This window comes from Chromobacterium sp. CCUG 76385 (genome assembly GCF_059916625.1).
Genome location: NZ_JAUCGU010000029.1, coordinates 1 through 21875, shown reverse-complemented (window position 1 = coordinate 21875; position 21875 = coordinate 1). Strand labels below are relative to the sequence as shown.

Genomic DNA, 21875 nt, shown 5'->3' with positions numbered 1-21875 from the left:
GCGGCATCGCTGTCCTGCCAGACGCGCGGCCTGCCCGAAGGGTCTCCAGCTCTAGGATGTTCAGTTTGATAGATAGAGCATTCTACCTAATTTACATCATGGTAACAATCCGCAGCTCAGGCCCGCAGACTAAGCCTCGCGGAGACGCCGGACTAAGGAACCCTGTGCAGACAGTGCAAGTCTTGCGACAGGAACCGCAACTCGGGTTTTCCTGCAGCCGACTGAAGCCTGGTTATTGCGCTGCGCCTGCTTCATGTGCCGGCTTCTTGGATAAGCTATCTTCTCTGTGTCGGTAGATGAAAAGCCGTATGAAGTTCATGTTTGAGCTGGTGAGGTTGACTGAGAATGCTATGAAGAATGCCTGTGTAAGCTTTTGAGTATTTAGATGAAAAATATCTCAGTCTGTACCTACAACATCCACAAGGGAATGTCTCCGCTGAACCGCCATGTGCGTGTGGGCGACATGGCCGAGGCGCTGGCGGATCTGGCGCCGGACTTGCTGTTTTTGCAGGAGGTGCAAGGCCGTAATCTGGCGCGTGCGCTTAGCCATCAGCGCTGGCCTGTCCAGCCGCAGCATCATTTCCTGGCCAGCCGACTGGCGCACCGCGCGGTATATGGCCTGAACGCCAGTTATGACCATGGCCATCACGGCAATGCCTTGTTGACGCGGTTTCGCGTGGGGGAGTGGTGCAACCGCGATATTTCGGTCAATCGTTTCGAGAGCCGCGGTGTGCTGCAATGCTTGGTGCAGCCGGATGGCTGGGCGCAGCCGGTGGTGGCGTTGTGCGGGCACTTCAATTTGCTGGCGTTTGACCGGCGCAAGCAGTACCGGGGTTTGGCGCGCTATGTGCAGGAAGCCATCGCGGAGTATCAGCCGCTGATCCTGGCTGGCGATTTCAACGATTGGCGGGGAGAAGCCAGCGCTTTGTTGAAAGGCGAGTTGGGTTTGGACGAGGTGTTTCTGCAATTGTATGGCGGCCACGCGCAGAGCTTTCCGGCGCGGATGCCGATGCTGACATTGGACCGCATCTATGTGCGGGGTTTGAAGGTGGAGTCGGCAAGGGTGCTGTCTGGCAGGCCGTGGTCTGGCCTGTCTGATCATCTGCCGCTGTATGCGCAACTCAGTCTGTCCTGATCGGGAAGGCTGCAAGGCGTGATCATTTCCGATAAAACAAAAAACGCTTAATAAAGAACGGTTTTTCATATTGCAAAGCACTTTTTGCAATATGGCGACAGTTTTATATAATCTTTCAAAAGGTGGTTGACGCTAAGCGAAAAAAGATGTTCAATCTCAATCAAATTTATCGCCGATTTGAACACAGCTTGCGGGCGTAAAACAGCTAAAGCGTGGGTAGACAGACCCAGCATCATCTAAATCCGTCTACATCTAATCTCCCGGGTCATCCGAAGATTTCCACAGCAAAGCCCGCCGCAGCTATCGGCGGGCTTTATGCTTTGGGAGTGTTAGGAATGATTCATCTGCAAAATGTCTGCAAGCGGTTCCGTCGCCCGGAAGGCGGCTGGTTTGATGCCGTGGCGGAAACCTCGTTGTCGATTCGCCAGGGCGAAGTCTTTGGCTTGATCGGCTTCTCCGGCGCGGGCAAGTCCACCCTGCTGCGTCTGATCAATCTGTTGGAACGCCCGGACGCCGGCGCCGTCATCGTAGATGGGCAGGATCTGACCAGCCTGAGCGCCAAGCAATTGCGAACCGCCCGTCAAAACATCGGCATGGTGTTTCAGCAATTCAATCTGCTGGCCAACCGCACCGTAGCCGGCAACGTGGCCTTCCCGCTGGAAATCGCCGGCTGGAGCAAGGCGGATATCGAAAAGCGCGTGGCCGAGTGTTTGGCCATTGTCGGCCTGGAAGACCGCGCCAACCATTACCCGGCCCAGCTGTCCGGCGGCCAGAAGCAGCGTGTCGGCATTGCCCGCGCTTTGGCGCCGCGGCCGCATGTGATCCTGGCCGACGAGCCGACTTCCGCGCTGGATCCCAAAACCACCCAATCCATCCTGGACTGCCTGAAAGACATCAACGCGCGCTTTGGCGTCACCATCGTGATCGTCACCCACGAAATGCATGTGGTGCGCAGCATCTGCCATCGCGCCGCGGTACTGGACCAGGGCCGCGTGGTGGAGATCGTCGATGTCGACAATGCCGAAGTGGAGGCCGATTCCGATCTGGCCCGCTCGCTGCTGGAGGCCGCATAAATGGATGCCGTAACCCTGAACGAAGCGTTGCTGAATCTGCAATCGATGGCGCCGGAAATCTGGCAGGCCTGCAAAGAAACCGGCGTGATGCTGGGCATCGGTCTCGCCGCCGCCATCGTGTTTGGCGGCCCGCTGGGCGTGATCCTGTACCTGTCGCAGCCGGGGCAGCTGTTCGCCAACCGCGCCGTCAATGGCGTCTTGAGCTGGCTGGTGAACCTGGTGCGTTCGTTTCCCTTCATCATCCTGATGGTGGTGCTGATTCCGCTGACCCGCGCGCTGGTCGGCAGCACCATCGGTCCGGTGGCGGCTTCGGTGCCGCTGGCTTTCGCCGCTATTCCGTACTTTGCCCGCCTGGTGGAGCAGACGCTGCGCGAGATTCCGCGCGGCGTGGTGGAGGCGGCGGAGGCGATGGGCGCGAGCCCCTTGCAGATCATCTTCAAGGTGCTGGTGAACGAGGCCCGTTCCGGCCTGATTTCCAGCCTGACCATTCTGACCATCAGCTTCCTCAGCTACACCGCGGTGGCGGGCGTGGTGGGCGGCGGCGGCATCGGCGACCTGGCCATCCGCTATGGCTACTATCGCTTCCAGACAGACGTGATGGTGGCCATGGTGCTGCTGTTGGTCGTACTGGTTCAGATTATTCAGCTGTTGGGCAACCGCCTGGCGGCCAAGCTCGACAAACGTTGATTTTCAAGACACGCAAAATTTAAAGGAGAGAAAAATGCGTAGATTCGTCATCAAGGCAGTTGCCGCATCCGTAGTGGGCCTGGCGCTGGCCGGCAATGTGCTGGCCGCCGACCCGGCCAAGAAGGAAATCGTCATCGGCACCACCGTGGGCGACTTTGGCGACATGGTCAAGCAATCGATCAAGCCGCAGCTGGAAAAGCAAGGCTATGCCGTGAAGCTGGTGGAGTTCACCGACTATGTGCGCCCCAACCTGGCGCTGCAGGAGGGTTCGCTGGATGTGAACGTATTCCAGCACAAGCCTTACCTCGACAACTTCGCCAAGGAGCACAAGCTGTCCTTGAAAGAAGTGTTCCAGGTGCCGACCGCGCCGCTGGGCATCTATCCGGGCAAGCTGAAGTCGCTGAAGGACGCCAAGGCCGGCGTGACCCTGGCCGCGCCTAACGATCCGTCCAACTTCGCCCGCGCCCTGGTGATGCTGAACGACCTGGGCTGGGTCAAGCTGAAGCCGGGCGTCAACCCGCTGACCGCCTCCGAGCGCGACATCGCCGAGAACGTGAAAAAAGTGAAAATCGTCCCGTTGGAAGCCGCCCAGCTGCCGCGCTCGCGCAGCGATGTGGACTTCGCTGTGATCAACGGCAACTACGCCACCAGCTCCGGCATCAAGCTGACCGAGGCCGTGTATCAGGAAAAGAGCTATGCCTACGTGAACTGGGGCGTGGTGCGCGCCGCCGATGCGGGCAAGCCTTGGGCCAAAGACGTGATCGCCGCCTACAACTCCCCGGCGTTCAAGGCCTATGCCAAGCAGAAGTTTGCCGGCTACAAGCTGCCGCAAAGCTGGAACTGAGTTTTTCTTGTAACACTCCTGGCTACAAGACTTGCGGAGGGCTGCGGCCCTCCTTTTTTACGTCTGCTTCCGCTCAAGCCATATTGTTTCGAGACGACTTTGGCGTCTTGGCCAAGCCTCGCGCCATAAACCGAACAATCGAAGATGAAGTGAGTGTTTCCATAAAGTGCCCTGTCCGGCGGCGCCGCGCCGCCAAGGCCGCATGCGCGTGGCAAGCGGGCATGCGCGCGGCCTTTCGTGGTAGAATGGAGGGATTGTGACATCACGTCGGCCAGCGCGCCCAGCGGCCCCGAATCGCCAGTGCGACGGGCGCTTGCTTCGCTTCGGCCGGATCATTCTTACGAATCAAGACACTTATGACCGATAACCAGTTCGCCAAGGAAACGCTTCCCATCAGCCTCGAAGAGGAGATGCGCCGTTCTTACCTGGATTACGCGATGAGCGTGATCGTAGGCCGGGCGCTGCCAGACGTGCGCGACGGCCTGAAGCCGGTGCATCGCCGGGTACTGTACGCCATGCACGAACTGTCCAACGACTGGAACCGCGCTTACAAAAAGTCGGCGCGTATCGTTGGCGACGTGATCGGTAAATACCACCCGCACGGCGACTCCGCCGTGTACGACACCATCGTGCGGATGGCGCAGGACTTCTCCTTGCGTTACCCGCTGGTGGATGGCCAGGGCAACTTCGGCTCGGTGGACGGCGACAACGCCGCCGCCATGCGTTACACCGAAATCCGCATGGCGCGCATCGCGCACGAGCTCTTGGCCGACATCGACAAAGAAACCGTGGATTTTGGCCCCAACTACGACGGCTCCGAGCACGAGCCTCTGATCCTGCCGGCCAAAATCCCTAACCTGCTGGTCAACGGCGCATCCGGCATCGCGGTCGGCATGGCCACCAATATCCCGCCGCACAACCTGAATGAAGTCATCGACGCTTGTCTGGCGCTGCTGGCCAACAGCGACATGACGATAGATGAGCTGATCGACATCATCCCGGCGCCGGATTTCCCCACCGCCGGCATCATCTACGGCACCGCCGGCGTCAAGGAAGGCTACCGCACCGGCCGCGGCCGCGTGATCATGCGCGCGCGCACCCATGTGGAGCCGATCGGCAAGGGTGACCGCGAAGCGATCATCGTCGACGAGATCCCGTACCAGGTGAACAAGGCCCGCCTGCTGGAGCGCATCAGCGAACTGGTGCGCGACAAGCAGATCGAGGGCATCTCCGACCTGCGCGACGAATCCGACAAGTCCGGCATGCGCGTGGTGATCGAACTCAAGCGCGGCGAAGTGCCGGAAGTGGTGCTGAACCATCTGTACAAGATGACCCAGCTGCAAGACAGCTTCGGCATGAATATGGTGGCGCTGGTGGACGGCCAGCCGCGCTTGCTGAATCTGAAGCAGATTCTGGTGGAATTCCTGCGTCACCGCCGCGAAGTGGTGACCCGCCGCACCATCTTTGAACTGCGCAAGGCGCGCGAACGCGGCCACATCCTGGAAGGCCTGGCCGTGGCCTTGTCCAATGTGGACGAGATCATCGCGCTGATCAAGGGCTCCGAGGCGCCGCCGCAAGCCAAGGCCGCGCTGATGGCGCGCGCATGGCGCTCGTCGCTGGTGGAAGACATGCTGTCCCGCGTCGAAGGCGACAAGGCGCGTCCGGAAAACATCGACCCGGCCTACGGCATGAAGGACGATGGCTACTATCTGTCCGACACCCAGGCCCAAGCCATTCTGGACATGCGCCTGCAGCGCCTGACCGGCCTGGAGCAGGACAAGATCGTCGGCGAATACCGCGAGATCATGGATGTGATTCTGGACCTGCTGGACATCCTGGCCCGCCCGGAGCGCATCAACCAGATCATCAGCGACGAACTGACCGCCATCCGCACCCAATTTGGCGATCCGCGCCGCTCCGAGATCGAGCCGTACGGCGGCGACATCAATATCGAAGACCTGATCACCCCGCAGGACATGGTGGTCACGATTTCGCACACCGGCTACATCAAGGCCCAGCCTATCGACGACTACAGCGCCCAGCGCCGCGGCGGCCGCGGCAAGCAGGCGGCGGCCACCAAGGACGATGACTTCATCGAAACGCTGTTCGTGGCCAATACCCACGATTACGTGCTGTGCTTCTCCAGCCGCGGCCGTTGTTACTGGCGCAAGGTGTACGACTTGCCGCAAGGCGGCCGCCAGAGCCGCGGCAAGCCCATGGTCAACGTGCTGCCGCTGGAAGAGGGCGAGAAGATCAACGCGCTGCTGCCGGTCAAGGAATTCCGCGACGACCAGTATGTCTTCATGTGCACGGCCAGCGGCACGGTGAAGAAGACCCCGCTGGTGGACTTCTCGCGCCCGCGCACCGCCGGCATCATCGCGGTGAACCTGGAAGACGGCGACAATCTGATCGGCGTGGCGCTGACCCATGGCGACGACCAGATCATGCTGTTCTCCGACGCCGGCAAGGCCGTGCGCTTCAGCGAGACCGACGTGCGCCCGATGGGCCGCAACGCCACCGGCGTGCGCGGCATGATGCTGGGCGATGAGCAGCAAGTGATTTCGCTGCTGGTCAGCAATTCCGAACAGCAAATGGTGCTGACCGCCAGCGACGGCGGCTACGGCAAGCGCACCTGCGTGGGCGACTTCCGCCTGACCAGCCGCGGCACCCAGGGCGTGATCGCCATGGATCTGACCGACAAGACCGGCCTGAAACTGGTGGCGGCCAGCCTGGTGGAGGAAAGCGACGACATCATGCTGATCACCACCGGCGGCGTGCTGATCCGAACCAAGGTGGCGGAAGTGCGCGAAACCGGCCGTTCCGCCCAGGGCGTGCGCCTGATCAATCTGGACGAGGGCGAAAAGCTGATCGGCCTGGAGATCGTGGCCGAGTCCGAAGCTGAGTGCGAGGACGTGGAAGGTGAGGGCGATGCCGCGCCGGAGCAGGGCGAGGCGTGATGATTCCGACTCCCGCCAATCCCCGCGTGTTGGAGGCGATGAGCCAGCTCTTCGTCTCCTTCCCGCACTGCGCGACGCTGGGCTTCGAGTACATCGGCACCGATGGCCGCAAGCCCACGCTGAAACTGCAATGGCGCGAAGACCTGGTCGGCAATCCGGCCACGGGCATCCTGCACGGCGGGGTGATCACCTCGCTGGTCGATACCTGCAGCGCCATCGCCGTGACCGCGCATCTGCCCAGCATTGAAACGATCGCCACGCTGGACCTGCGCATCGACTACCTGAAATCCGCCACGCCGGGCAAAGCCATCCACTGCACCGCCGAATGCTACCGGCTGGCCAGCCAGATCGCTTTCACCCGCGCGGTGTGCTATCACGACAATCCGGCAGACCCGATCGCCCACGGCGTGGCGACCTTCATGCGCGAGTCCAGCCGCACGCCGATGTTGCAGGAGGCGCAGCCATGATGAGCGAATTCATGCAACGCTTCGCCGAACTGCGCGACCGCAGGGCTTTTGCCGAGATCGTCGATTCGCTGCCCTACGTCAAGCTGATGGGCACGGTGATGGCAGAGGACGAAGCCGGCGAGCTGCGCTTCGAGCTGCCGTTCCTGGCGCGGAATGTCGGCAATACTTCGCTGCCGGCGCTGCATGGCGGCTTGATCGGCGGTTTCATGGAAAGCGCAGCGATGATACATCTGATGTGGAATCGCGAATCGCTGGAAGCGCCGAAGATCGTCGATTTTTCGCTGGACTACCTGCGTCCCGGTCGTCCGCAAACGCTGTTTGCGCAGTGCGAAATCACCAAGCAGGGCAAGCGTGTGGCGCACGTGCTGATCGAAGCCTGGCAGGAAGACCGCTCCAAGCCGGTAGCGGTGGCGCGCGCCCACTTCCTACTGAGCAATTGAGCAGGCTTGGCATGCGGAATGGAAAGCAAACCGGCGCTTCCCCTGGGGATGACGCCGGTTTTTTCATGCGGTGCTATTGCGATGCGCGGTTGGCGCCGCCATTTAAACAATAAATCGGACAAAGACAACAGAGGAAAGACCATGGCCAAGGTGTACAACTTTTCCGCAGGTCCCGCCGTGCTGCCGCACGCCGTGCTGGCCGAGGCGCAGAGCGAACTGCTGGACTGGCACGGCTCCGGCATGAGCGTGATGGAGATGAGCCATCGCGGCAAGGAGTTCATGGAAATCATCCATGATGCCGAGCATGATCTGCGCGAACTGATGCACATCCCGGCGGGCTACAAGGTGCTGTTCCTGCAAGGCGGCGCCTCCTTGCAGTTCGCCATGGCGCCCTTGAACCTGCTGGGCGACAAGGACAGCGTGGACATCGTCAACACCGGCCACTGGTCCAAGCTGGCGATCAAGGAAACGAAACGCTACGCCAAGGTCAATGTCGCTGCCAGCAGCGAAGACCGCAATTTCTCCTACATCCCGGAAGAGTCCAGCTGGCAGCGCGACCCGAACGCCGCCTATCTGCACTATACCTCGAACGAAACCATAGGCGGTCTGCAATTCCCCTACATCCCGTCCGAGCAGCATGGCGTGCCGCTGGTTTGCGACATGTCGTCGGATTTTCTGTCGCGCGAGATCGACGTCAGCCGTTTTGGCATGATTTATGCCGGCGCGCAAAAGAACATCGGCCCATCTGGCCTGACTGTGCTGGTGATTCGCGAAGACCTGTTGGGCAAGGCGCGCGCCGACATTCCGACCATGCTGAATTATCAGGTCCACGCCGACGCGGACTCGATGTACAACACGCCGGGCACCTACCCGATCTATATCGCCGGCCTGGTGTTCAAGTGGCTGAAGGAGCAGGGCGGGGTCAAGGGCATCGCCACCCGCAACGAGGAAAAAGCCGGATTGCTGTATCACGTCATCGATAGCAGCCAAGGTTTCTATTCCACGCATATCGAGCAGCCCTTCCGCTCCAAAATGAACGTGGTGTTCAAGCTGAAGGACGAGGCATTGGATGAAATTTTCCTGCTGGAGGCGCGCAAGAATGGCTTGGCGCAGCTGAAAGGCCACCGCGCGGTGGGCGGCATGCGTGCGTCCATCTATAACGCGATGCCGATCGAGGGCGTGAAGTCTTTGGTCAATTTCATGCAGGATTTCGCGCGGCAGTACGGCTGATCCGTTTGCTTATGTCTATGTAAAAGGCAGGTCAGATAGCCTGCCTTTTTCTTATGGCGCCTCAAGCGCCCATCTTATTTCAAGATTCGGAGCAGTCTGCCGCGACGCTGACCTTTAGCGCGTGGCGGATGCCCTTGCTGATATTACCATCCCCCAGCGCCAGGGCGATGTCTATGCTCTCCGCGTCCAGATAAACATTGTGGCGAGCGCCGCCTTGCATTCTGGCCGGCGCGCCGGCGCCGGATGACAGGCCCAGCGCCATTTTCACTTGCCGCTGGTCCACTGGGCGCAACATGCCGGAATTGGCCATGTAGTACACGCCGCTGCGGATTTTCTTTACCAGGGCGCCGCTGCGCCCGGATAGTGTGATGACCCCAGCCATTTCATAGCCGGGCAGATCATCGAACTGATACAGCCTGGGGCGGCCGGGCTGCTCGATGTGGATACGGTGGACTTTGTCGTCGCGCATGGAATTTACCGCCTTGCAGACCTAATGGATAGAGTTTGCTACCCGTCATAATTTATTTTGTACACACAAAATGGGAATGCAAGGGAAATGTGTGTGTATGGCAGTCTCCACATTCAAAAGAGCGCTTGCGAGCGGCATGTTGGCATCAACAATCAAAAAAGGCCCTGACGGACAGGGCCTTGGCTGCGGCAGTCGGTTATCTGGCCGAACTATGGCGTCTCGCGCGGTTTGGCATGCTTGACGTATTGGTCCAGCCAGCGGTCTTCCTCCCATAGCATGTGCAGGATGGATTCGCGCGCGCGGTAGCCGTGGCTTTCCGCCGGCAGCATCGCCAGCCGCACGGTGCCGCCCAGGCCTTGCAGTGCCTGGTATAAGCGCTCGCTCTGGATGGGGAAGGTGCCGGGATTGTTGTCGGCCTCGCCATGGATCAACAGCAGCGCATCTTTGATCTGATCGGCGTAATTGAATGGCGACATCGTCTGATAGACATCCTTGGCCTGCCAGAAATTGCGTTCCTCCGACTGGAAGCCGAATGGCGTCAGGGTGCGGTTGTAAGCGCCGGAGCGGGCGATGCCGGCGCGGAACAGCCGGGTATGCGCCAGCAGGTTGGCCGTCATGAAAGCGCCATAGGAGTGGCCGCCGATGGCGATGCGGTCGCGGTCCGCCACGCCCAGCCTCACCACCTCGTCCACTGCCGCTTGCGCGTCCATCTTCAACTGCGGCAAATAGCTGTCGTTGGGTTCCTGCTTGCCTGCGCCGATGATGGGCATGCTCGGATCATCCAATACGGCATAGCCTCGCGCCAGCATGGCTTCCGGCCCCCAGTAGCCGACGCGGTTGAAACGATACGGCGAATCGGTGACTTGCCCGGCGGCATCCGCGCTCTTGAACTCGGCTGGGTAGGCCCACATCAGCATCGGCAGCGGGCCATCGCGTTTCGGCTCATAGCCGGGCGGCAGGTACAGCGTGCCGGTCAGGTCGACGCCATCGGCGCGTTTGTAACGCAGTTGCTGTTTCTGCACGCCTTTCAGCTGCGGGGCGGGATGCGGGAAGAAAGTCAGCTGGCGCAAGCCATCTTTCTCGCCAAGCGTCTTCACGTACAAGTTGGGCGGCGTTTCCATCTGCTCGCGGCTCAACAATACGCGCTGGGCTTTATCCAGCACGGCCAGGGGCTGTTCATACCAGGGCGCTTGGGATCGCCATAGCCGAGTGGTCTGCTTGCTGGTCAGGTCCAGCTTGTCGATGAAAGGGCGATCGCCCTCGGGGCTGGCGCCTTCACCCAACAGATAGAGGCTGTTGCCGTCCGGGCTGGTTTGCAGCAGCGATTGCCCATTGCGGCCGACCACCATGGTCGGCGTGCCAGGATCCGCATAACGGTCTTCCGAGCTGCGTTGGTTTAGCAGCTCCGCCGCGCCATTGGCTTCGCCGGGGCGGACGCGCCAGATTTTGATTTCACGCGTTTTCCACCAGTATTCGCTGACCAGGGCCAAATCGTCGCGTCCCCACTGGATGCCGGCGAACCGGCTGGCCAGTTCCTGCAGCTTGAACGGCGGCTTCTGGAATGGCGCAGTCTGCAGGAACAAGGCGTCGCGCGTCTTGGCGGGCACGCCCGGGTCGCCGCCGTCCTGCGCTTCGGCCCAGAACAAGGTGGCCGGCGCATCTTCCCGCCAGCCTACGGCGCGCGGGCCGGTTTCCACTGCGTCATTGCCGGAAGGCATCCGTTCCAGCAGCGGCCGCTGGGCGACTACATGCACGCTGCGGCCCTTCAAATCCAGCACTTCGATGCGTTGCGGAAAGCGAATCAGCGGCACCAGGGTGGAGTAGGGGCGCTGCAGCCTGGTGGCCAGCAGGTATTGGCCGTTCGGCGATGGCTCTACGGACAGAAAGCGGTCCGGCGAGCCGATGGGATGGATTTTGCCGTTCAGGTCGGCCAGCGCGAGCTGGCTGCTGAGTTGATAATCCAGCAGGTTGGCGTCGTAAGGCGTTTTCAGCAGATCGGGATAAGTGCGGGTCTGCGACAGCTTGCCGCCCTGGCTTTCCTGGATGTTCGGCCCGCTTGGGCTGCCTGAGGCGATGGGCGCAGGCCCCTGGCGCGCGGGCAGCATCTTGACCAGGAGCTTGTCGCCCATCCAGGCCAAGCCGCTGCCGGTGCTGGCGTTCAAATGGAAATCGCCAAGACGATGGGCGCGGGCGGCGGCCACGTCCAGCAGCCACAATTCCACTCCCTTGTCGCCCCACAGGCTGAGCGCCACATGCTTGCCATCCGGGGCCCAGTGGTGGTCGGCGATGCGTGGCCGCGCGGGCAGGCCGCTGACTGGCCGCGATTTGCCGCTGGCGATGTCCAGCAAGGACAGCCCGTTGCCGAAGTTGAATTGGCTGTAGGCGCGCATCTTGGGATTGAGGCGCAGCCCCGCCAGCCTGAGTTCCGGCTGGGCGACGTCGGCTATGCTGGGCAAGCCGGGACGGCTGATCTGCAGCACGATGTTTTGTTGCGGGCTGAGCGATTGCTGCGGGGTGCGCGGCGCATCGACCAGCGCCGCCAGCTCCGGCGGCGGCGTTTGATAGCCGTCTGCCGCGGCGGGCAAGGGGCTCAACAAGGCGGCAAGAGTCAATCCCAGCAGGGTTTTCTGACAACGGATCATGCATTCTCCATATATTCGGCACGGAATGGCGAGTCAAACTGCATGATGCTCGCCGCTTCGTCAAGCATTTGGCTTGCCAGGCTTCAGGCCGGCTGCGTGTCCAGCAGCGCTTCCGGCTGCAGGCCCAGCGGCGAAATGGTGGGGTAGTTCAGGAACTGCAGGGTCAGGCTGTCGCCATCGGCCCGGAAGCGGGTGGGGAAACCCAGCGGCATGGTGGTTTTATTGGCGATGTGGCCGAATGGCAGGCCGGTGAATACCGGCACCCCGCTGATGCGGCGCAATTCCGCCACTACGGCATCGAAATCGTAGCGCGGGTCATAGACATCAACATGTTTCTGCATTGAGAAATCGCCAAGGAAGATCGCCTGTTGGCGGCTCAGCACCCCGGACAGATGCAGCTGCTGCAGCATGCGCTCCACGCGGTACGGTTGTTCGCCCACATCTTCCAGGAACAGCAAGCCGCCCTTGATGTCCGGCAGGTAAGGAGTGCCGACCAGACTGGACAGCACGCTCAGATTGCCGCCCCAGAAAATGCCTTCGCCGCTGGCGTGCCCGCAGGGGCCGGCAACGTGCAGGCTGCGCTGCGGCGTGGTGAGGGTAGAGAAGAATTCGTTGATGGCATAGCTGCTGGGATGGGCATTGCCGAAGTCGCCCAACATCGGGCCGGCGAAGCTGCCCATGCCGCTTTTGGCCAGCAGCGCCAACTGGATGGCGCAGAAGTCGCTATAGCCTATCAACGGCGTGCCGGACTCGCGCAGCCGCGCGCCGAGCCTGGCGAAATCGATCTGCGGCAGCAGCCGCATCGCGCCGTAGCCGCCGCGTCCGGCTACCACCAGCGACGGCAGCTGCGATTGGGTCAGCAAGGCATTCAGGTCGGCTGCGCGCTCGGCGTCGGTTCCGGCGAATCGCAAATGCCTGCGCTCCAGCGCCGCCGTGTTTTCCAGGGTGAAACCGGCGCGGGCCAGCCGGGGCAGCGCCAGCTGGATTTGCTTGGCTGGGATGATGCCGGAGCAGGCGGTCAGGTACAGGCGATGCGAGGCGGACGGTATGGATTGCGGTGCTGGCACGGTTTGACATCCTTGCAAAATAGCGGCGCCTGCGCCCATGGCGAGGCTTTGCAGCAGCAGACGGCGAGACGGATTGGTGGTGTGGGTCATGAAGGTCGGACGGTCGAGCCGGAGACGAGTTCCGGGGCGCGTGGCCCCAATGCGGCCAGAGTATAAGGCAAAAGAAAAGGTCGCCTCCATCTGGCTTTGTTGCACCGCTTGATCTGGTGCCGCCGAGAGGGTCATCGTTAACGGGTAAGCTTACACGGCAAGTCATTGCCATGTGCGAACCATGGGGTGCGCGATGGCGTGGCCTACATGCTTGGCGCGCGACGTGGTCAAATGAGCCAAGTCACTCTCAAGCATGCAGGCTGACAACTTGTTTCTGCAGTGATTGCCGGGCAACTGCTGTACTGTCAAAGCAACCGCTGCTGCCCATAATAAACAATGGTGCTTTCACATCGGCAGCCATTGATGCATCTGACAAACCAGGGGTGGTTCCATATGAGTCAGGGCTGCCTCAACCAGAGATTCTCCGCGCAAATAAGGAGCCTCCACAATGGCGCAGCGAGATATGGTGCTGAATATCACGCTACTGGGCATCCCTGCCTCTGCATTATTGGCGGCGTTGTCATACCGCTTCGGCGGATGGGGGCCTGACTGGCCTGATGCACTCGCATGGTCTGCGCTACCTGCTTTGTTTGTCCTGGTATGCGACTCCGTGCGTGCGCTGTGGCAAAAGCACATGGGCGTGGATATTCTGGCGATTTTGTCCATCCTGGTCGCCCTGCAGATGGGGGAGCATGCCACTGCTGCTGTCATAGCAGCCATGGCGGCCAGCGGCCGTTTGCTGGAAAGCTTTGCAGCCGGCCGAGCCGTTAGGGAAATGGAAGCGCTGCTGCAAAAAGTGCCACGACTGGCTCACCGCCTTAATGGGGACCAGATCCAAACCGTTCCTGCAAATGACATCCGTCCCGGCGATATGCTGCTGGTGAAGCAGGGCGAGATGGTTCCGGTGGATGGTCCTCTCGCCAGCCCCTCTGCATCGCTAGATGAATCCTCGCTGACTGGCGAGGCGCTGCCCATTTTGCAAACTTCCGGCGACTTGCTGCGCAGTGGAACGCTTAACGCTGGCGACAGCTTCCGCATGATCGCTGCCAAGAGCGCGGCAGACAGTACATTCAGTGCCATTGTCATGCTGGTGAGGCAGGCCTCCGCCGCTAAATCGCCAGCCACCCGAATGGCAGACCGTTACGCGGCCTGGTTTATTCCGTTGACGGTTATCCTGGCAGGAGCGGCGTGGCTTATCAGTGGCGACCCAATACGCGCGCTGGCCGTGCTGGTTGTCGCTACCCCTTGTCCGTTGCTGCTGGCGGTGCCGGTTGCCCAGGTGTCCGGCATCTCTCGTTGTGCCGGGCGCGGTGTCCTGGTCAAGGGCGGCGCGGCGCTGGAGAGCTTGGCTCAAGCTGATACGCTGTTTTTCGACAAAACTGGCACCCTGACTGGCGGGCAGGCCAAGCTGATTGGCATCCGCGGACATGGCCAGCATGAGGCTGGAGAGTTGCTGCGGCTGGTTGCCGCCCTGGACCAGATGTCGTGCCATGTGCTGGCTACCTCGATTTTGCGTGCCGCGCATGAGCGGGGTGTGACTGAGCTTCCTCTGCCTGAGGGGGTGGAGGAAACTGCCGGAGCCGGCATCTGCGGACGGGTGGATGGCAGGCTCGTTGCTGCCGGCACGCTGGCATTCATACTGGGCCAGGCGGCAAGTGAGCCATGGCTGGATACCGAGATCGAGCGCCTGGCGGTGGAAGGATCCACGGCGGTATTCGTCGCTATAGATGGCAAGCTGGAAGGTCTGTTGGAGTTGTCCGACCCGCTGCGGCTGGAAACGCCGCGCGCTTTACGCTTGCTGCGGCGGGCGGGGGTGCGACGCATTTCTATGCTGACAGGAGATAAGCGCGAGGTCGCAGAGTCAATAGGTAGTGGCATCGGGGTGGATGAAGTACATGCAGAGCTGTCGCCGGCCGGTAAACTGGCCCGTATTGCGGAAGCTGCAAAATCGCATTGCACCATGATGATAGGCGATGGCGTTAACGACGCGCCGGCACTTGCGTCGGCTCAGCTTGGCGTGGCCATGGGCGCCCGCGGTGCGGCGGCTGCGGCGGAAAGCGCTGGGGTGGTGCTGCTGATCGACAAGCTGGACCGCCTGGCTGAAGCCAAGATGATAGCGGTGGCGACGATGCGGATTGCCCGGCAAAGTGTAGCGCTGGGTATGGCGTTGTCGTTGTTGGCGATGGTCGTCGCGGCCGCGGGCTACTTGCCGCCACTGGACGGGGCGCTGCTGCAGGAGGCGATTGATGTGGCGGCCATCCTGAACGCCTTGAACGCTTTGAGGATACGTCCGCTGCTGAGCAACCGGACCAACCTGACCGCCGACAAAGTTCAAGCGCTGCGCGAGGAGCATCAGAAACTGGAGCCGCTGTTGGTCCAGTTGTCGGACTTGGCCAGGGCCTTGCCGACGATGATGCCCGACCGGCAGGTGCAGGCATTACAGGCCCTGCATGGCCTGTTACGAAATGAGCTGCTCCCGCATGAGCAGGCTGACGAGCAAGCGCTCTATCCGGCGGTGTCGTCTCTTCTAGGCGGCGATGATCCGCTGGCAGCCTTGAGTTGCAGCCATCAGGAGATTTTTCGCTGCATCCATCGGCTGTCACGGCTCTTCGATCCGCTGCAGAGTCCGATCCCCGAGCCTGCCATTCAGGACATCCAGCGCACGCTTTATGGTTTGGAAGCGGTGTTGCGGCTGCATTTCGCACAGGAGAACGAGCTGTTCAGCAGCCTAAGCTCCTGAAGGCCCAGGATAACCCACTCTCGGCGGACGGTTGGCTGTCTGACCGACTTCAAGCGTTCATCGCGCCAGGCGGCGAAAGTCTCGGGGTCGATGTCTGGCAGGCGGGTTTCGCAAAGGGCAGGGTGCTCGCGGATAAACAGGTCGATGCGGAGTTGTTCCCGGCGCGCTGTCCTTTACGGACGCGGACGCGCCACTTATCGCCGCGTGGTTCTATCGTTGCTATTCTTGGGACACTCGGTGGGACACGTACGGGACAAACTGTAGCGTAAAACGGGGGTGTTTTGGTGGTAAGTCGTCGAATGCAAGAAAGGCAGAAAGCCTTGATTTGCCTAGGTTTGAGGGATGTTGAGGGTGTTTGTGAAGGGGTGTGAAAATACTAGTTGGTGCGAAAGGAGAGACTCGAACTCTCACGCCTTGCGGCGCTGGAACCTAAATCCAGTGCGTCTACCAATTCCGCCACTCTCGCATTGTGGTGTGGGCTTGCAATTGCAGGGTTCGCCCACATCTGCTGCCTTGAAGAGGACGGAATAATAACGCAAGGAATTTGGCATGACAAGTCTTGTCGACGGTCGGAAACTTATTCCCTTCGGCATGGTCTGTTGCTTACAATTCCAAAATATTTCCAGAACAACCAACTCAGGAGAGCTTCACATGCACCCCGACTTCCAGACGGCCTACCAGTCGACCCCTATGGCCGATGTGCGCAACAAAGTGCTGCGCAATACCTACGGCCTGCTGGGCCTGTCGATGATTCCCACCGTGATGGGCGCCATTGTCGGCACCCACATGAATTTCGCATTTCTGGCGGGCAGCCCCATCATGGGCATGCTGCTGATCATGGCCGTGTTCTACGGCCTGGTGTTCGCCATTGAAAAGAACCGCTACAGTTCTCTGGGCGTGTTCCTGATGCTGGGCTTCACCTTCCTGATGGGCGTGCTGCTTGGGCCTTTGCTGCAGTTCGCGCTGAAGTTTTCCAATGGCGGCCAGCTGATCATGACCGCAGGCGCGGCCACTTCCGTCGTGTTCTTCGTGATGGCCGGCATCGCCTCCACCACCAAGCGCGACCTGTCCGGCCTGGGCAACTTCCTGATGGTCGGCGCCATCGTGCTGATGGTGGCCGTGGTGGCTAACCTGTTCCTGCGCATGCCGGCCTTCCAGCTGATGATCTCCGCGGCCTTCGCGCTGTTCAGCTCGCTGATGATCCTGTGGCAGGTGAAGACCGTGGTCGATGGCGGCGAAAACAGCTACATCTCCGCCGCGCTGTCGATCTACATCAGCATCTACAACTTGTTCACCAGCCTGCTGCAATTGCTGCTGGCCTTCGGCGGCAACCGCGATTGAGTGCGAGCTTAGCCCGCTTGACGGGCAGCAAAAAGCCCTCCGGTTTCGGAGGGCTTTTTTTTATGGGTGCGGATCAGATCGCCTGTTCGTTGGTTTCGCCGGTGCGGATGCGCACCACCTGTTCCACCGGGGTGACGAAGATCTTGCCGTCGCCGATCTTGCCGGTGCGGGCGGCGGCCACGATGGTGTCGATGGCGCGGTCCACCAGATCATCCGGCAGCACCACCTCGATTTTCACCTTGGGCAGGAAATCCACCACGTATTCGGCGCCGCGATACAGCTCGGTGTGGCCTTTCTGGCGGCCGAAGCCCTTGACTTCAGACACGGTGAGGCCGTTGACGCCGATCTCCGACAGCGCCTCGCGCACTTCGTCCAGCTTGAACGGCTTGATGACGGCTTCAACCTTTTTCATTGGGCAATGCTCCTGATAAAGCGGATGATGTTCGGGTAAATCAAAAAAAATTCCAATGCGGCCCCGGAAAGTCCGGTTCCGCCTTAAATGCGGCGATGTTTTGCTGTATTATGACGCCCTTTCCTGGTACTTGTCGCGGGTGTCTAATGTCTTACATTACCAAGCTGCGCGGTGGCATCGCTCTGTCACCGTTTCGTCTTGAAAAACTGCAGGCGGCAGCGGCCGATGCCGGTTTTAAGGATATCGTCCTGACAGCCGAGTATTGGCATTTCGCGGAAAGCGACAGCGAATTGACGCTGGAGGAAGTCGGCGTGCTGGGCCAGTTGCTCAGCTACGGCGAACCGCCGCTGAGCGAGGAGCCTAGTGGCGAGCTGTTCCTGGTCACGCCGCGCCTGGGGACCTTGTCTCCATGGGCGTCCAAGGCGACCGACATCGCCCGGCACTGCGGATTGCCGAACATCCGACGGATAGAACGCGGCACTGCATTCCGAATCCAGTCCGCCGATAAATCTTCAAGTAAAGAGGCTCGCCACATCCTGGCGAGCCTCTTGCACGATAGGATGACAGAGACCGTTCTATCCTCGTTCGACGAGGTGGAAAAGCTGTTCGTCCATATCGACCCGCAACCGATGACCACGGTTGACGTGCTGAACGGCGGCCGCGCCGCCTTGGAGCAAGCCAACGCCGAATTGGGCTTGGCGCTGTCCGACGATGAGGTGGAATATCTGGTTGAGAATTTCATCAAGCTGAAACGCAATCCCAGCGACGTCGAGCTGATGATGTTCGCCCAGGCCAACTCCGAGCACTGCCGCCACAAGATCTTCAACGCGCAGTTCATCATCGACGGCGTGGAGCAGGGCAAATCGCTGTTCCGCATGATCCGCGACACCCATGACGCCCATCCGCAAGGCACGCTGGTAGCCTACAAGGACAACGCCTCAGTCATCGAGGGCGCTTTCATCGAGCGCTTCTACCCGCAGCCGGGCAGCAATCAGTACGCCTACAACAGCGAACCCACCGACATCCTGATGAAGGTGGAGACGCACAATCATCCGACGGCGATTTCGCCGTTCCCCGGCGCATCCACCGGCAATGGCGGCGAAATCCGCGACGAAGGCGCCACCGGGCGCGGCTCCCGTCCCAAGGCCGGCCTGACCGGCTTTACCGTATCCAACTTGAACATCCCTGGCTTCAAGCAGCCGTGGGAGCGGTACCGCGACGAACAACCGGAATACGGCAAGCCGGGCCGCATCGCCTCGGCGCTGCAGATCATGCTGGAAGGCCCGATCGGCGGCGCGGCGTTCAACAACGAGTTTGGCCGCCCCAATCTGGCCGGCTACTTCCGCACTTTCGAGCATGAGTTCGGCGGCGAGATGCGCGGCTACCACAAGCCCATCATGCTGGCCGGCGGCCTGGGCAACATCCAGCAGCAGCAGATCCATAAGAACGAGATTCCGGAAGGCGCCTTGCTGATCCAACTGGGCGGCCCTGGCTTGCTGATCGGCCTGGGCGGCGGCGCGGCTTCTTCGATGGACACCGGCGCCAACAGCGAGAATCTGGACTTCGACTCCGTGCAGCGCGGCAATCCGGAAATCGAACGCCGCTGCCAGGAAGTGATCGACCGCTGCTGGCAGCTGGGCGAAGCCAACCCCATCGTCTCCATCCATGACGTGGGCGCGGGGGGGCTGTCCAACGCCTTCCCGGAACTGGTGAACGACGCCGGCCGCGGCGCCATCTTCCACTTGCGCAAGGTGCATCTGGAAGAGAAGGGCATGACGCCGATGCAGATATGGTCGAACGAGGCGCAAGAGCGCTACGTGATGGCCATTCTGCCGGAGGATTTGGACCGCTTCACCGCTATTTGCGAGCGAGAACGCTGTCCGTTCGCGGTCATGGGCGTGGCGACCGACGACGGCCGCCTGCAGGTGCGCGACGACTACTTCGACAACAATCCGGTGGATATGCCGCTGGACGTGCTGCTGGGCAAGCCGCCGCGCATGACGCGCGACGCCAAGACCGTGGAGTCGCCATTCGAGGTGCTGGACGCCTCGCAGTATCCGCTGCGCGAAACCGCCTACCGCGTGCTGCGCCACCCCACCGTGGCCGACAAGTCCTTCCTGATCACCATCGGCGACCGCACCGTAGGCGGCATGACCGCGCGCGACCAGATGGTGGGCCGTTGGCAGGTGCCGGTCGCGGATGTGGCCGTCACCACTATGGGCTTCAACACCTATCGCGGCGAGGCCATGGCGATGGGCGAGCGCACGCCGTCCGCGCTGCTGAATGCGCCGGCTTCCGGCCGCATGGCCATCGGCGAGGCGCTGACCAATATCGCCGCCGCCTTTGTCGGCCACCTGGGCAACGTCAAGCTGTCCGCCAACTGGATGGCGCCGGCCGGCCACCCGGGCGAGGACGCCAATCTGTACCGCACGGTGGAGGCGGTGTCCGAGTTGAGCCAGAGCCTGGGCGTCAGCATCCCGGTGGGCAAGGACTCGCTGTCGATGAAGACGGTGTGGCAAGAGGACGGCGAACAGAAGTCGGTCACCGCGCCCTTGTCCTTGGTGATTTCCGCCTTCTCCCCGGTTGAGGATGTGCGCAAGACGGTGACGCCGGAGCTGAAGGACGTGAAGGACAGCGACCTGATCCTGATCGATCTGGGTTACGGCCGCGGCCGCCTGGGCGGCTCCATCATGGGGCAGGTGTGGAAGGATATGCGCGGCCGGTCGCCGGACGTGGAGAACCCGCTGCAGTTGTCCGCTTTCTTCAACACGGTGCAGTCGCTGCTGCGCGACGACATGTTGCTGGCCTACCATGATCGTTCCGACGGCGGCCTGTTCGCCACGCTGGCGGAAATGATGTTCGCCAGCCATATCGGCATCAGCGTGGACCTGCAAGAACTGGTGATCGAGCGCCAGAACACCCAGCGCATGATAGACGACTACGTGCCGCCGGCGCAGGAAGCCGCCACCCATGGCCGCATCATGCGCGTGCTGTTCTGCGAAGAACTGGGCGCGGTGCTGCAGGTGAAGAAGTCCGACACCTCGGAAGTGATTTCCCGCTTCATGAAGGCCGGCATCGGCCGCGAGCTGTTCGTCATCGGCCGCACCAACAGCTACGACCGCCTGGTGATTCGCCACAAGGGCAAGGATCTGTTCAGCGAGAGCCGTAGCGAGCTGTTCTGCGCCTGGTCCGAAACCAGCGCCCGCATGCAGCGTCTGCGCGACAATCCTGCCTGCGCCGACAGCGAGCAATTGCTGCGCAGCCACGCCAAGTCGCGCGGCCTGTTCGCGCAACTGTCGTTCGACGTGCACGGCGATCCGGCCGCGCCGTACATTTCCACCGGCAAGCGTCCGCGCATGGCCATCCTGCGCGAGCAGGGCGTCAACGGCCAGCTGGAAATGGCCGCCGCCTTCGACCGCGCCGGCTTCGACGCGGTGGACGTGCATATGAGCGACATCATCGCCGGACGCGTGGCGCTGGCCGACTTCAAGGGCCTGGCCGCCTGCGGCGGCTTCAGCTACGGCGATGTGCTGGGCGCAGGCGAGGGCTGGGCCAAGAGCATCTTGCTCAACCCGCGCGCGCGCGACGAGTTCGAGGCCTTCTTCGGCCGCGGCGATACCTTCGCGCTGGGCGTGTGCAATGGTTGCCAGATGATGTCCAATCTGTCGGCCATCATCCCGGGCGCGGAGCACTGGCCCAAGTTCCGCCGCAACGCGTCGGAACAGTTCGAAGCGCGCTTCAGCATGGTGGAGGTGGTTGCCTCGCCTTCCATCTTCCTGTCCGACATGGCCGGCAGCCGCCTGCCGGTGGTGGTCAGCCATGGCGAGGGCCGCGCGGTGTTCGCGCCGGGCGCGCAGGACAAGGCGTTGACGGCGTTGCGCTACATCGACTTCGATGGCCGCGCCACCGAAACCTATCCGCTGAACCCGAACGGCTCGCCGCTGGGCGTGACCGGCGTCACCACGCCGGACGGCCGCTTCACCATCATGATGCCGCACCCGGAGCGGGTGTTCCGCACCGTGCAGAACAGCTGGCATCCGGCGGATTGGGGCGAAAACGGCGGCTGGTACCGCATGTTCGCCAGCGCGCGGCGCTGGGTGGGGTAAACCCGACTCGCATGCAAAACGGAAGCCCTTGGGCTTCCGTTTTTTTTGCGGGTCAGCCTAGGGGCTGTTGACGTTTGCTGCGAGGATCGCGTTTGAGTCGATTTGGGCCGGAGGCAAGGCGCGCAGTCCGACGCATAGTCATTCTATGCAAGGACTGGGCAACGCGGCCTCCGGC

15 protein-coding genes and 1 tRNA gene are annotated in these 21875 nt (G+C 61.6%); 11 read left to right on the top strand and 5 right to left on the bottom strand.

Annotation, left to right across the window (positions count from 1 at the left end; genetic code table 11):
* Positions 1-385: 385 nt before the first annotated feature.
* From QUG01_RS16120 to serC, 8 genes are all read left to right on the top strand, one after another.
* Positions 386-1135 carry an endonuclease/exonuclease/phosphatase family protein gene (locus QUG01_RS16120; protein ID WP_500830983.1) on the top strand — a complete coding sequence of 250 codons (750 nt, stop codon included), beginning with the start codon at positions 386-388 and terminating at the stop codon, positions 1133-1135.
* Positions 1136-1470: 335 nt separating this feature from the next.
* On the top strand, positions 1471-2208 hold the full coding sequence (locus QUG01_RS16115; protein ID WP_500830982.1) for a methionine ABC transporter ATP-binding protein: 738 nt from the start codon (positions 1471-1473) through the stop codon (positions 2206-2208).
* Complete coding sequence (locus tag QUG01_RS16110; RefSeq protein WP_500830981.1) at positions 2209-2895, top strand: methionine ABC transporter permease; 687 nt, start codon at positions 2209-2211, stop codon at positions 2893-2895. It abuts the gene before it with no gap.
* A 34-nt stretch (positions 2896-2929) separates the two neighbouring features.
* Positions 2930-3739, top strand: coding sequence for a MetQ/NlpA family ABC transporter substrate-binding protein (locus tag QUG01_RS16105; RefSeq protein ID WP_500830980.1), 810 nt, complete (start codon positions 2930-2932; stop codon positions 3737-3739).
* 356 nt (positions 3740-4095) lie between these two features.
* Entirely contained in the window at positions 4096-6696 is a 2601-nt protein-coding gene (gyrA, locus tag QUG01_RS16100; RefSeq protein WP_500830979.1) for a DNA gyrase subunit A, read from the top strand.
* Complete coding sequence (locus QUG01_RS16095; protein WP_500830978.1) at positions 6696-7163, top strand: PaaI family thioesterase; 468 nt, start codon at positions 6696-6698, stop codon at positions 7161-7163. Before gyrA ends, QUG01_RS16095 begins: the two co-directional genes overlap by 1 nt.
* Positions 7160-7603, top strand: a complete 444-nt coding sequence (locus QUG01_RS16090) for a PaaI family thioesterase (protein WP_500830977.1) — start codon at positions 7160-7162, stop codon at positions 7601-7603. The genes QUG01_RS16095 and QUG01_RS16090 overlap by 4 nt, the downstream gene beginning before the upstream one ends.
* 141 nt (positions 7604-7744) lie before the next feature.
* Positions 7745-8833: a 3-phosphoserine/phosphohydroxythreonine transaminase gene (gene serC, locus QUG01_RS16085; protein ID WP_500830976.1), complete on the top strand. Its 1089-nt coding sequence runs from the start codon at positions 7745-7747 to the stop codon at positions 8831-8833.
* 79 nt (positions 8834-8912) lie between these two features.
* Here serC and QUG01_RS16080 read toward each other — a convergent pair whose 3' ends face one another.
* The 3 genes from QUG01_RS16080 to QUG01_RS16070 all read right to left on the bottom strand — a co-directional run bounded on the left by QUG01_RS16080 (position 8913) and on the right by QUG01_RS16070 (position 13011).
* Positions 8913-9302 (bottom strand): hypothetical protein, encoded by a 390-nt coding sequence (locus QUG01_RS16080; RefSeq protein ID WP_500830975.1) that lies wholly within the window; start codon positions 9300-9302, stop codon positions 8913-8915.
* A gap of 209 nt (positions 9303-9511) precedes the next feature.
* A complete protein-coding gene (locus QUG01_RS16075) occupies positions 9512-11944 on the bottom strand; it encodes an alpha/beta hydrolase family protein (protein ID WP_500830974.1) in 2433 nt (810 codons plus the stop codon).
* 83 nt (positions 11945-12027) lie between these two features.
* On the bottom strand, positions 12028-13011 hold the full coding sequence (locus QUG01_RS16070) for an LD-carboxypeptidase (protein ID WP_500830973.1): 984 nt from the start codon (positions 13009-13011) through the stop codon (positions 12028-12030).
* A gap of 538 nt (positions 13012-13549) precedes the next feature.
* On the opposite strand from QUG01_RS16070, the gene QUG01_RS16065 reads away from it, so the two are divergent.
* Positions 13550-15841 carry a heavy metal translocating P-type ATPase gene (locus QUG01_RS16065; protein WP_500830972.1) on the top strand — a complete coding sequence of 764 codons (2292 nt, stop codon included), beginning with the start codon at positions 13550-13552 and terminating at the stop codon, positions 15839-15841.
* A 381-nt stretch (positions 15842-16222) separates the two neighbouring features.
* Here the strand turns inward: QUG01_RS16065 and QUG01_RS16060 are convergent.
* Positions 16223-16307, bottom strand: a tRNA-Leu gene (locus QUG01_RS16060).
* A gap of 185 nt (positions 16308-16492) precedes the next feature.
* Here QUG01_RS16060 and QUG01_RS16055 point away from each other — a divergent pair.
* Entirely contained in the window at positions 16493-17182 is a 690-nt protein-coding gene (locus QUG01_RS16055) for a Bax inhibitor-1/YccA family protein (RefSeq protein WP_043627613.1), read from the top strand.
* Between the two features lie 73 nt (positions 17183-17255).
* Here the strand turns inward: QUG01_RS16055 and QUG01_RS16050 are convergent, their stop codons facing one another.
* The gene (locus QUG01_RS16050; protein WP_071108570.1) at positions 17256-17594 is read right to left on the bottom strand and encodes a P-II family nitrogen regulator; all 339 of its coding nucleotides are present in this window, start codon (positions 17592-17594) and stop codon (positions 17256-17258) included.
* A gap of 146 nt (positions 17595-17740) precedes the next feature.
* Between QUG01_RS16050 and purL the strand changes: the two genes are divergently transcribed.
* Entirely contained in the window at positions 17741-21700 is a 3960-nt protein-coding gene (gene purL, locus QUG01_RS16045; protein ID WP_500830971.1) for a phosphoribosylformylglycinamidine synthase, read from the top strand.
* The last annotated feature ends 175 nt before the right edge of the window (positions 21701-21875 follow it).

Excerpts from the sequence above, each read along its gene's own strand:
- QUG01_RS16120 (WP_500830983.1), top strand. The coding sequence starts at position 386 with ATGAAAAATATCTCAGTCTGTACCTACAACATCCACAAGGGAATGTCT.
- QUG01_RS16115 (WP_500830982.1), top strand. The coding sequence starts at position 1,471 with ATGATTCATCTGCAAAATGTCTGCAAGCGGTTCCGTCGCCCGGAAGGC.
- QUG01_RS16110 (WP_500830981.1), top strand. The coding sequence starts at position 2,209 with ATGGATGCCGTAACCCTGAACGAAGCGTTGCTGAATCTGCAATCGATG.
- QUG01_RS16105 (WP_500830980.1), top strand. The coding sequence starts at position 2,930 with ATGCGTAGATTCGTCATCAAGGCAGTTGCCGCATCCGTAGTGGGCCTG.
- gyrA (WP_500830979.1), top strand. The coding sequence starts at position 4,096 with ATGACCGATAACCAGTTCGCCAAGGAAACGCTTCCCATCAGCCTCGAA.
- QUG01_RS16095 (WP_500830978.1), top strand. The coding sequence starts at position 6,696 with ATGATTCCGACTCCCGCCAATCCCCGCGTGTTGGAGGCGATGAGCCAG.
- QUG01_RS16090 (WP_500830977.1), top strand. The coding sequence starts at position 7,160 with ATGATGAGCGAATTCATGCAACGCTTCGCCGAACTGCGCGACCGCAGG.
- serC (WP_500830976.1), top strand. The coding sequence starts at position 7,745 with ATGGCCAAGGTGTACAACTTTTCCGCAGGTCCCGCCGTGCTGCCGCAC.
- QUG01_RS16080 (WP_500830975.1), bottom strand. The coding sequence starts at position 9,302 with ATGCGCGACGACAAAGTCCACCGTATCCACATCGAGCAGCCCGGCCGC.
- QUG01_RS16075 (WP_500830974.1), bottom strand. The coding sequence starts at position 11,944 with ATGATCCGTTGTCAGAAAACCCTGCTGGGATTGACTCTTGCCGCCTTG.
- QUG01_RS16065 (WP_500830972.1), top strand. The coding sequence starts at position 13,550 with ATGGCGCAGCGAGATATGGTGCTGAATATCACGCTACTGGGCATCCCT.
- QUG01_RS16055 (WP_043627613.1), top strand. The coding sequence starts at position 16,493 with ATGCACCCCGACTTCCAGACGGCCTACCAGTCGACCCCTATGGCCGAT.
- QUG01_RS16050 (WP_071108570.1), bottom strand. The coding sequence starts at position 17,594 with ATGAAAAAGGTTGAAGCCGTCATCAAGCCGTTCAAGCTGGACGAAGTG.
- purL (WP_500830971.1), top strand. The coding sequence starts at position 17,741 with ATGTCTTACATTACCAAGCTGCGCGGTGGCATCGCTCTGTCACCGTTT.